Here is a 10,468-nt window from a genome sequence, read left to right on the forward strand (position 1 = left end):
GTCCGGGCCGACTGTCGTCGCGGTCGACCGCCCGGCCGGGGCGAAGCTGCTTGTCAGCCTCGGGGCCGACGTCGTCATCATGGACGACGGGTTCCAGAATCCCTCGCTGATCAAGGACCTGTCCCTGGTTGTGGTGGATGGCAAATCCGGCTTTGGCAACGGCCGCCTGATCCCCGCTGGCCCCTTGCGCGAAAGCGTGAAGAACGGACTGGACCGGGCAGACGCCATCGTCCTGAAAGGCGAGGCCGGCGACGATGTCATGGACACCCTGCAGGCCAGCGGTAAACCCGTCCTGCGGGCCAGGACCGTTCCCCTCCCCTCCATACCGATGCACAGCCGGCGCGTTCTCGCCTTTGCAGGAACGGGGCGGCCGACACGATTCTTTGACACCTGCACGGCCCTTGGCGCGAACATAGTGGAAACCCGGCCGTATCCGGACCACTATCCCTATACAACACAGGATCTGGTAACCTTGGCGGACAGGGCAAAAGCGCTGCGCGCCCTTCTGGTCACCACAGCCAAGGACGCGGCGCGTCTGCCCCGCAGCTTTTGCCGGAATATCTGTATTGTGGAACAGACTGTGGAGTGGGCTGCCCCGCAGGATCTGGACACACTTCTGGCCTCTGTGTTTGCACCATGAGCCCTTTGTCCAGATATATCAGACATGTCATCGAGGCCGCCGCTGCCTGGACAGCCTGTATCGTGTTTGGCCTTCTGCCCCTGGATGTGGCTTCGGCCCTGGGAGGCTGGCTGGGCCGGTGCCTGGGACCCATCCTGAAAGGCAACCATGTGGCGCTGCACAATCTGGCGCTGGCCATGCCGGAGCTGTCCCCGGATGAAAGACAGAAGGTGGTTCGGGACATGTGGGACAACCTGGGCCGGGTGCTGGCCGAACTTCCCCACCTGGGCCGGCTGGACCGGGCCGGACAGGAGCGGATCGAGATCACGGGCGCCGACCATGCGGCGGAAGCCCTGGCCCGGGGCAAAGGTGTCCTTTTCCTGTCGGGACACCTGGGCAACTGGGAACTGAGCACCCTGGCAGCCAGAAAACAGGGCGCAGATATTGCCGTTGTCTACCGCCCCCCCAATAATTCCCTGGTGGAAGGGCTTGTGCGACGGATGCGTCGCGCCGGCGCCAGCTGGCAGATCCCCAAGGGCAGCGCCGGCCTGCGTGAACTTGTTTCCATTCTGGGCAAGGGGGGAACGGTGGGCCTTCTGGTGGACCAGAAAGTGAGTGCCGGCATTCCGGTTCCTTTCTTCGGCCGGCCGGCCTGGACAGCCCCCGCTCCGGCCGCACTGGCCCTGCGCTTCGACTGCCCCATCATCCTGGCGCGGGTAGAGCGGCTGAACGGCGCCCGGTTCCGCGTCACCGTCCTGCCACCCCTGGACCTGCCCCGCACCGGCGATACAGCAGCAGATGTCCTAGCCATCATGACCCGGATCAACGCGACGCTGGAAGGCTGGATCCGCGAACGGCCAAGCCAGTGGCTGTGGCTCCACCGCCGCTGGCCTGAATCGGGGAAGAGGAACAAGGGGTAGGGTTACATATGGTGCGGGGCATGGACGGCAGCCTGCCGCGGCCGGGAGCGGCGGTGCCCTTCTGCCAAGGTACCCTCTCCCGGTTCAACTGCTTTGTGTGCAGCAAGATCAGCGGGCCTGCACATCTCGAAAGCTTTCCGTATCTTGAGGGCATCCGGTCCCCAGGCCACCCATTGACTGTCCGGAGCCCTGCTGTCTTCTACAGCCCCCCTTATGGGCTTCCTTCTGGAAACATGGATTCCAGCCCGACAAAGATCTGTGTAATCCTTATTCATCTTTGAAGAAGTCCGATCCTCTTCAGACAATTCCCTGATGGCTGTGTTGCCATCGACTCTCCACCCACCCATACCGACAATGGCCCGGGCCTGATCCATGGTCAGATTGATATCGGCTGTGCTGACGGAAGGTGTGGTGGGCTCTTCCCTGCGGAAAGTAGCAGGAGAGACAGGTGTTTTTTTCGGACCGCTTGTTTCACCTGCCAGTACTTTCGCAGCATCGAAGACACGTCTTGTGCTCTTTCTGTCTGAGGTGACCCACAGTTCTGAGAGTATTCCTATTCCCTCTCCATATAATTTCCGGTTTTCAGGCGTAGCCTCAACCGCAGATTTTTCAGCGTCATTCACCTGCAGCATTACCTTGATATTGATCCCGGCATCTTCAAGAAGCTTTCTCTCCCGGGCAAATCGTTCTGCATCCGCGTGACCGGCCTGCGACAGATATCTTGCCTTGCCAATAAAAGCGTCATCATTGCTGAACAGGTTATGAAACTTCATACCCACGATCGCTTTGGCCTGATCTCTGGTCAGCGGCCTGTCTGGCACACCAGCCGGTATTTTCCCTGCGGAAGATACAGGAGGGGCTTTTTCTCCGGAAACAGACGCGGCAGCGGCAGGTGTTTTTCTGGCGCTGTCCAGGGATTCTTCCCGAAGGGCAAGAGCCTGCGTTATAAGATCTGTTTCTCTTTTTCCGAAAACCTTCCAGATTTCTGCCGTAAACCCTCTTTTTCTGTTATCCGGCGTATCATCGGCAAGATTGCCATCTGAAAGCAGAAGCATTTTTTCAGGTGTGATATCCAATTCTCTCAACACTTTCTCATCACGCGCATCGTTTCTTTCCGGACTGCCCTGCTTTGGAAGAAAGCGCACAAACGGGTCCAGATTGCTGGCCCTGACGACCCATCCCATCCCGGCAATCGCTTCAGCCTGCGTCCTGGTCAGTTCAGTCTTCACCGAACCCGCAGCGGGTTCCATTCCGGCCCTGCCTGTAACAGAAATCCCGGAGGGTTTTGTGGGTTCTTCTTCTGCTGGAACGACAGCAGGCGCCGGAGCAGCAGAGATGACTGGAGTAACAGTCCTTTCCGGCGCTGCGCCGGTATATCCCTTCATAAATCCGGCTTCTGCCACAAGGTTTGTCTGCGCCTCTCCCGAAATCCTCCAGGTTTCCCTGAAACCATCAGCCCTGTTCTGTTCCCGGTTTTCCGTGGTGTCCGGAACAATGGCGCTATTTTCCAGACGGAGTACTTTTTCAGGAAAAAGGCCGAACCGGGCCAGGAAAAGGGCATCATCAGCCATTGCAGCAGGATCAGAATCGGGCTTCAGCAACCTTATGGCCGTATCCTGTCCTTTTATGGCCCACTCCATCCCCGCAATTCTTTCAGCCTGGTCCTGGGTCAGTTCCACTTTGGCCGGATCAACTGAAGCCGACACTGAAGAAGAAGTTTCCCTTTCCGGAGAAACAGGGACAGGGGTGATGGAGGAGGGCTGCACTGTATCCACAACCCGTTTCAGACTTTCCGATGCCTGGTGCAGAACCTCGATGTTGGTCTGGGCCCGGGGCCAGTGAGGATGATCCTGCATAACCAGCTCAACCACCGGCTTGCCGAGGCGTTCCGCCATCGCATGCAACAGGCCGCCGGCAGGACCAGAGAGCGTCAGGTATGTTTTTCCATTCTCCGGATCTTCTTTACGGGAAACTCCGTACGTCTCCAAGGTAGATTCAAGCACCAGCCTGTCTTTTTTAAACCCTTTTTTGACCAGAGTCGTAATATCCAAGCGCCAGACAGTTTCGCCGGTCTTTTCATCAGGAAAAGCCTTTATCCCGTCGCAACAGCCAAAAACAGCCATGGCGTCACGCGTCTTATCGTTATCCCCTGCTTCGGAAAAAGCCAAAGGGGCATCAGATATATGCCTTTCCTTTATTCTGCCTGTCCCGGAGGCCATGTCGACCCCTCCCCTTAAACCTGTTCCTACCCCTCCACAAAACCACAAATTTCCTAAAATACTGTAAATATGGGGCAGGATCCGGTTTTCCTTGCACTTTTTCTCTGGTAGTTATTCCCCCATGCTGACCATTGCCAATCTGCACGTTTCCGTGGGCGAAAAGCCTATCCTGAAGGGCCTGTCCCTGGCCGTAAAAGCCGGGGAGGTGCACGCCATCATGGGTCCCAACGGGGCCGGCAAATCCACGCTGGGCCATGTGCTGGCCGGGCGGGAAGGGTATACGGTCACCGGTGGCGCCGTGACCTTCCGGGACCATGACCTTCTGGCCCTGAAGCCGGAACAACGGGCCTTGCAGGGCCTGTTTCTGGCGTTCCAGTACCCCGTGGAGATCCCCGGTGTCCCCACCACCACGTTCCTGAAGGCCGCCGTCAACGCCCGCCGCAGGGGCCGGGGGGAGAAGGAGCTGGACGCGCTGGAATTCCTGAAACTGGCGCGGGAGAAGGCGAAACTTCTGGGCATGACCGATGACATGCTGAAACGGGCTGTCAACGTGGGCTTTTCCGGCGGCGAGAAAAAGCGCAACGAGGCGCTGCAGATGGCCCTGCTGGAGCCGGCCCTGGCCATCCTGGACGAAACCGACAGCGGCCTGGACATTGACGCCCTGCGCATCGTGGCGGACGGGATCAACCGCCTGCGCAGCCCCAACCGGGCCATGATTGTCATTACCCACTACCAGCGCCTGCTGGACTATATCGTGCCCGACCACGTGCATATCATGGCGCAGGGCCGCATTGTCCGCTCGGGCGGCCCTGAACTGGCCCGTGAACTGGAAGACAGGGGCTACGCGGCCTTCGGGACATGAGGAGTGACATGACTCCCCCCCCCGACATCGCCCGCATCCGCGCCGACTTTCCCGTCCTGTCGCGCACGGTGCATGACCGGCCCGGAAAGCCAGGCCGGCCGCTGGTGTATCTGGACAATGCCGCCAGTGCGCAGAAGCCCGGGCAGGTCATCGATGCCATGGCCCGGTTCATGGCGCACGACTATGCCAACGTGCACCGCGGCGTCCATTATCTCAGCCAGACTGCCACCGATGCGTTTGAGACCGTACGGACCAAAGTCGCCCGGTTCATCAACGCACCCTCACCCGACACCATCGTCTTCACCCACAGTGCCACCGAGGCTTTCAACCTGGTGGCGCAAAGCTATGGCCGCACCTTTTTCCAGGCGGGCGACGAGGTGGTGCTGTCGGTCATGGAGCACCACGCCAACATCGTTCCCTGGCAGCTGCTGCAGAAACAGGTTGGCATCGTCCTGAAGGTCGTCCCAACAGACAGCGCGGGGCACCTGGACATGGACGCGTACGCAAAGGCCCTCGGCCCGTGCACAAAACTGGTGAGCATCACCCACGGCTCCAACGTGCTGGGCACCATTACGCCGGCCCAGCAGATCGCTCGCCTGGCCCATGACAAAAATATCCCTGTGCTGTTCGACGGCTGCCAGGCCGCTGTGCATGGACCCGTGGACGTGCAGGCCATCGACGCCGACTTCTATATCTTCACCGCACACAAGCTGTACGGCCCCACGGGCCTGGGCGTACTGTACGGCAAAAACCCACTGCTGAAAAAAATGCCGCCGTACCAGGGCGGCGGCGACATGATCCTGTCGGTCAGTTTCGACGGCACCACCTTCAAGGATCCCCCCATGCGGTTCGAGGCCGGCACACCGCCCATCGTGGAAGTCATCGGCCTGGGCGCGGCGATAGACTGGGTCAGTGCCATCGGCTGGCCCGCCATTCAGGCCCACGAGTACGACCTGCTGCAGTACGCCACGGAAAAGCTTCTGGCCATTCCCGGCGTGGCGATCCAGGGGCGGGCGGAGGGCAAGGCCAGCATCATCTCGTTCACGGTCGAGGGCATCCATCCGCACGACCTGGGCACGCTGATCGACCGGGCCGGCGTGGCCGTACGGGTGGGCCAGCACTGCGCCGAACCCCTCATGCGCCACCTGGGCGTTGAAGCCACAACGCGTGCCTCCTTCGCCGTGTATAACACCCGCACCGAGGCGGATGTGCTGGCTGACGCGGTGCTTGAAGCAAGGAAAATGTGGAAATCCTGAAAACAGGATTCTGAAATCCGGAAACCGGAAAATTTTCCGAAAAAAAAGGAAAGAGAGAGGCTCTTCATTTTCCGGGAAGAAATATTTCTTCCGGAAGACGAAGGATCAGGACCATCGCCTGTCCCCCGGGTAACCCGGAGAGCCCTCGACAGAAAAGGATGGCAGGGGAAAACCGTCCCCTGCCCCCTTCCTTACTTCTTGGACCAGGCCATCAGCCGGGGCGCCATCATGGATACTGCTGACGGAGCGGCTGGTTTTGCAGCGGCCTTGGGTGCTGCTGCTTTTTTCGCAGCGGCCTTTTTGGGAGCTGCTTTCTTTTTCGCTGCGGTTTTTTTCGCAGCAGGCTTTTTCTTCGCTGTTTTTTTGGCAGCGGGTTTCTTTTTCGCTGCAACCTTTTTCTTCACGGTCGTTTTTTTGGCAGCGGTTTTTTTCTTCGCGGGTTTCTTGGTCGCCATGTTTGTCTCCTTGATGAATGGCATTGAACAGATCACTTACCAGTCACCGGAATCCGGTTGATGAACCCTGTGACAGGACATCTTCCGACTCGGCTTCTTTTCTTCATAGACCGGCTGTTCACAAATCACCAGCCCCAATCTGCAATGCATGCGATGTGGGTATACAGTGAGTCAATCCTGCAACACCCGGAGAGTCAGAATCCCGTTCGCCGCACAAAAATCCTCGCAGACTTTCCGGAATCAGCATGCCTGAAAAACACATCATTTACGCTGTTTTTTCAGGTTTCAGAAACAGCGGACCCCACCTTGCATCCCGAAAAACTTTCCGCGCTCATCCTTCTGTCGCAGAGTCAGAAATGCACTTCGCTTCCAGGATGAGCGAAAGGTTTTTTCAGAAAAATTCCATCCGGAAAATCTGTACGACGGAGATTTTCCCGGCATTACCGCTGCTGCAAAACAGGAAGACGGTGATATAATCCCTGCAGAAGACACTTTGCCTTTCTGTCATCCTGAGCGAAGCATCGCAGCACGATGCGAAGTCGAAGGATCTCCTTTATGAAAGAGATCCCTCCACTCCGCCTGAAGGCTTCGGTCGGGATGACGGGAATGAACCGGTGAAAGGACCGCAGATGGAACAGACAGCCGCACAGGCTGAACAGCAGGAACTCCGTTTCCGCAAGACCGTCGGGGCAACGCTGCAGGCCCACCGGGGAAAACTGTCTGTTGCCGGAATCCTGGGCATCCTGACAACTGCCGGATGGATGTATCGGGAACCCGAAAGACAGGCCTGGGTCCAGACGGGGCAGGATTTTCTGGAAGCCCGCGGGCTGGATCCGGTCACACATTATATAGAGGCCTTTACCCTCACAGTCCTTCCTGACACCACTGATCCTGCTGTTCATCAGTTCCGGCAGGAGACTGTGGACTGTACCGATAACGGTGACTTCTCTGTCGCCAGACTCAATGGTCCGCGCCTTTACACATTCCAGGTTTTTTCCTGCCCGGACCGGGGCGTGTATGTACTGGAGCATATCGATCAGGGAGGCGTCTCGCGCATCCACCGTGAGGACGGTCAGGATACGTCCTTTCCTTTCGATGAAACCTGGAAACTGACCACCACACGTTTTCTGTACCGGGATTTCGGCCCGTGACCGACACTGTCGCCCCTGCCTCCAACGTCCCGGAATATTCCGTCAGCGACCTGTCGCAGGCCCTGAAAAAAACCGTTGAGGACCGGTTCGGTCTGGTGCGTGTACGGGGCGAGGTGTCACAGCCCAAATTCCACACCTCCGGCCACACGTACCTGCGCCTCAAGGATGACCGCGCGGTGATCGAGGCGGTGTGCTGGAAAGGCACACACCTGCCGGTCAGACCGGAAGACGGGATGGAGGTCATCTGCACCGGGCGCCTCACCACCTATCCCGGACGGTCCCAGTACCAGCTGGTGATCGAGAACCTGGAGCTGGCGGGCGAGGGTGCGCTGCTGAAAATGCTGGAGGACCGCCGCCGCCGCCTGGCTGCCGAGGGCCTGTTCGATGCGGCGCGCAAAAAGCCCCTGCCATTCCTGCCGTCTGTCATCGGCGTCATCACCTCTCCCGGCGGCGCGGTGTTCCATGACATCCTGCACCGCCTGTCCGGACGTTTTCCCTGTCATGTCCTGTTGTGGCCCGTGGCGGTACAGGGACAGGATGCAGCAGCCCAGATCGCCGCGGCCATTGCCGGCTTCAATGCCATTGCACCGGGTGGGCCTGTACCGCGTCCCGATCTTCTCATTGTGGCGCGCGGCGGCGGAAGTCTGGAAGACCTGATGCCCTTCAATGAGGAAGTCGTGGTCCGCGCCGCCGTGGCCAGCAGCATCCCCCTGATCTCCGGCGTGGGGCATGAGCCGGATATCACGCTCATCGATCATGCCGCAGACTGGCGTGCGCCCACACCGACGGGCGCGGCCGAGCGGGCTGTTCCGGAAAAAACTGCCCTGGTCACCACAGTTGCTGAACTGTCATCACGCCTGCAGACCGCGCCACTGCGCTGGCTGAAGCAGGGGCATCTGCGGCTTGAGGCCCTGCGCCGCGGCCTGCTGACTCCCACCGCCCTGGTGCGCCTGCGGGAACAGGCGGTCACGTCATTCGCGGGGCGTTTGCATCTGGCCGCCCGGAACATGGTGCAGAAAAGAACGGCCAGATGGGAAACCCTGTCCGGTCTTCTGGACAGCTGTTCGTTTCACAGTGTCCTCGCCCGCGGCTATGCCCTGGTGCGGGATAATCAGAGCCACGTGATCTCATCAGCCGCCAACCTGAAACCGGGACAGCCCCTGTCCATTACCCTGAAAGACGGAACAGCATCCGCTGTGGTGGGGAACGGTACTGTCCCAGAAAAACCGGCCCGGAAAAAGAAGCGCACACCACCGCAGGATCAGCCCGGACTCTTCGGGGGAACAGATCCACCACCCTCATCCTGATTGATACGTATTGCCGGATATGCCCCTTTCCTATCCGGAAGGCGCGATGACCCCGGAGTTTATCCTGGCGGGCGTACCGGGGGGGGCCGGGCAGCTGTCAGGGTCCGGAAGCAGTTCATTGATGAGACTCATCCAGTCTTTCCTGATGGCTTCATACTGTGGTCTGTGAAGCCCAAGGGTTGCAAGACTGTTCCTGATGATATCCTCTTCCCGGACAGCGTCTGCAAAATGCCGGAGGGTGCAGGCCTCTCCTGTCCGACTGACCCGCAGCAGGTAAAGGGCATCGTCAATGACAATTTCCCGCCTGAGAAGGGCCATCAGGACATTCCTGTTCTGCATCCATCTGTTGTCTCCGATAACATGACTGAAAAACGGATCGTCTGCCCGTTCGATGTCTTCCAGCACACCGTACATGTTCCGGATCCGGTCCTGTGCCTGCAAAAGAACAGCGGGGCTGTCCTGTTCCAGAATGATCCTGCGAACATCCTGTATTTCCCGGACCAAGGCTGCCATGCGGGTTTCATACGCAAGAACCCTCCGTTTTTCATCATCCGGTATTTTCCCGATGACCCTGTTCATGTGGGCAGGAAAATGGAAATCCTCAAGGGAATGGTGTCCCAGGTTTATGAGAGGGCAACGGGCACGGATCTGTTCTGCCAGTTCCCAGTGCCGCAGGAAGCTTCCGAAGTCTGCCGGATTGTGCATCAGGATCGTTCTGCCGGTACCGGTCAGGGGCTGTGCGACAAGTACCCCGCTGCTCTCCAGCTGTATGACAGCAGCATCAAACCCGGTACGGGTCCGGCTTATTTCAGTTTCATATATTTTCCGGACATCGGATTTTCTCCCACAGTCAATTCCGTCTGTTTTCTGCCTGGCATATCCGACCCATTCGCCTTGCGGCAGGCGCATGAATTCTGCAATATCATCGCGGGTGGACCAGGGCAATACGACCTGCGTTTCGTCGGGGGACGGGGTTTTCTGCCTCTGCCCTGATGGACCGCCGGCACAGGCGGCCATTGTGCCTGCAAGTGCAAATGTCAGAAAACGGGATACTGCCGGCATTGGAACTCCTGTCTTTTCACAGGCCACGGAAACTGGCCATGAAATACCCAAGGATCTAGATGATATTTTATTAACAAGTCAAGGTTGTATGGCCAGTGCACCGCAATGGCCCGGAAACAACATATTCCGGAGTCAGAAAATACCTGTCCCGTCCCTTTCAGGAAGGAGTTCGTTATGCGTATCATTGCCCTTGGTCTGGTTCTGGCCGCTCTTGCTGTCGCGCCGGCCCATGCCGAAACACTGTCAAACGGAAAGACTGTCACTGAAACCGTTTTCGATGCCACGCAGAAACGGGTGATTGAGGACTTCTACAAAAAGCATCCAGGCCAAGAAGGCATCGCCGTGGGCGAGCCGTATCCCGACCAGGATCATGGCGGAAAAGGAAAGAAAGGCCACGGGAAGAAACACAAAAGTCATGGAAAACAGGGCAAGGGTCTTCCGCCCGGCATTGCCATGAATCTGGAGCGGGGCAAGCCCCTGCCCCCCGGCATTGCCAAAAGATACCTGCCCTCTGATCTGGAAAAAATCCTGCCCGCCCTGCCGAAGGGGCAAAAGCGGGTCGTTGTGGGCAACGACGTCCTTCTGGTCGAGTCTGCCACCGGCGTTATTCTCGACAT

Annotated in this window: 10 protein-coding genes; 8 read left to right on the forward strand and 2 right to left on the reverse strand. The window is 58.6% G+C overall.

The window, feature by feature from the left end; all coding sequences use genetic code 11:
* The coding region (lpxK, locus tag M3O22_03515) for a tetraacyldisaccharide 4'-kinase (protein MDP9195827.1) at nt 1-640 on the forward strand (640 nt) is incomplete at its 5' end.
* Nucleotides 637-1,539 (forward strand): lauroyl acyltransferase, encoded by a 903-nt coding sequence (locus tag M3O22_03520; GenBank protein ID MDP9195828.1) that lies wholly within the window; start codon nt 637-639, stop codon nt 1,537-1,539. The genes lpxK and M3O22_03520, both read left to right, overlap by 4 nt.
* 2 nt (nt 1,540-1,541) lie before the next feature.
* On the opposite strand, the gene M3O22_03525 is transcribed toward M3O22_03520, so the two are convergent.
* Nucleotides 1,542-3,662, reverse strand: coding sequence for a hypothetical protein (locus tag M3O22_03525; GenBank protein ID MDP9195829.1), 2,121 nt, complete (start codon nt 3,660-3,662; stop codon nt 1,542-1,544).
* A 217-nt stretch (nt 3,663-3,879) separates the two neighbouring features.
* Here M3O22_03525 and sufC point away from each other — a divergent pair, with 217 nt between their 5' ends.
* The 5 genes from sufC to xseA all read left to right on the forward strand — a co-directional run bounded on the left by sufC (nt 3,880) and on the right by xseA (nt 8,789).
* On the forward strand, nt 3,880-4,620 hold the full coding sequence (sufC, locus tag M3O22_03530) for a Fe-S cluster assembly ATPase SufC (protein ID MDP9195830.1): 741 nt from the start codon (nt 3,880-3,882) through the stop codon (nt 4,618-4,620).
* Between the two features lie 8 nt (nt 4,621-4,628).
* On the forward strand, nt 4,629-5,876 hold the full coding sequence (locus M3O22_03535) for a cysteine desulfurase (protein MDP9195831.1): 1,248 nt from the start codon (nt 4,629-4,631) through the stop codon (nt 5,874-5,876).
* Nucleotides 5,877-6,104: 228 nt separating this feature from the next.
* Nucleotides 6,105-6,392, forward strand: coding sequence for a hypothetical protein (locus M3O22_03540; GenBank protein ID MDP9195832.1), 288 nt, complete (start codon nt 6,105-6,107; stop codon nt 6,390-6,392).
* A 568-nt stretch (nt 6,393-6,960) separates the two neighbouring features.
* Nucleotides 6,961-7,482, forward strand: coding sequence for a hypothetical protein (locus tag M3O22_03545; GenBank protein ID MDP9195833.1), 522 nt, complete (start codon nt 6,961-6,963; stop codon nt 7,480-7,482).
* Nucleotides 7,479-8,789 (forward strand): exodeoxyribonuclease VII large subunit, encoded by a 1,311-nt coding sequence (gene xseA / locus M3O22_03550; protein MDP9195834.1) that lies wholly within the window; start codon nt 7,479-7,481, stop codon nt 8,787-8,789. The genes M3O22_03545 and xseA overlap by 4 nt, the downstream gene beginning before the upstream one ends.
* Before the next feature lie 30 nt (nt 8,790-8,819).
* On the opposite strand, the gene M3O22_03555 is transcribed toward xseA, so the two are convergent.
* Nucleotides 8,820-9,851: a hypothetical protein gene (locus M3O22_03555; GenBank protein ID MDP9195835.1), complete on the reverse strand. Its 1,032-nt coding sequence runs from the start codon at nt 9,849-9,851 to the stop codon at nt 8,820-8,822.
* Nucleotides 9,852-10,025: 174 nt separating this feature from the next.
* Between M3O22_03555 and M3O22_03560 the strand changes: the two genes are divergently transcribed.
* Nucleotides 10,026-10,468 (forward strand): RcnB family protein (locus tag M3O22_03560; protein MDP9195836.1); only part of this gene is annotated, 443 nt, incomplete at its 3' end.

It is taken from the genome of Pseudomonadota bacterium (genome assembly GCA_030775045.1).
In the GTDB taxonomy this organism is placed as follows: domain Bacteria; phylum Pseudomonadota; class Alphaproteobacteria; order JALYJY01; family JALYJY01; genus JALYJY01.

Bases quoted from the DNA above. Each gene is read 5' to 3' on its own strand.
- M3O22_03520 (MDP9195828.1), top strand. From the start codon at position 637: ATGAGCCCTTTGTCCAGATATATCAGACATGTCATCGAGGCCGCCGCT.
- M3O22_03540 (MDP9195832.1), top strand. From the start codon at position 6,105: ATGGATACTGCTGACGGAGCGGCTGGTTTTGCAGCGGCCTTGGGTGCT.
- M3O22_03545 (MDP9195833.1), top strand. From the start codon at position 6,961: ATGGAACAGACAGCCGCACAGGCTGAACAGCAGGAACTCCGTTTCCGC.
- M3O22_03525 (MDP9195829.1), bottom strand. From the start codon at position 3,662: ATGGCTGTTTTTGGCTGTTGCGACGGGATAAAGGCTTTTCCTGATGAA.
- sufC (MDP9195830.1), top strand. From the start codon at position 3,880: ATGCTGACCATTGCCAATCTGCACGTTTCCGTGGGCGAAAAGCCTATC.
- M3O22_03535 (MDP9195831.1), top strand. From the start codon at position 4,629: ATGACTCCCCCCCCCGACATCGCCCGCATCCGCGCCGACTTTCCCGTC.
- M3O22_03555 (MDP9195835.1), bottom strand. From the start codon at position 9,851: ATGCCGGCAGTATCCCGTTTTCTGACATTTGCACTTGCAGGCACAATG.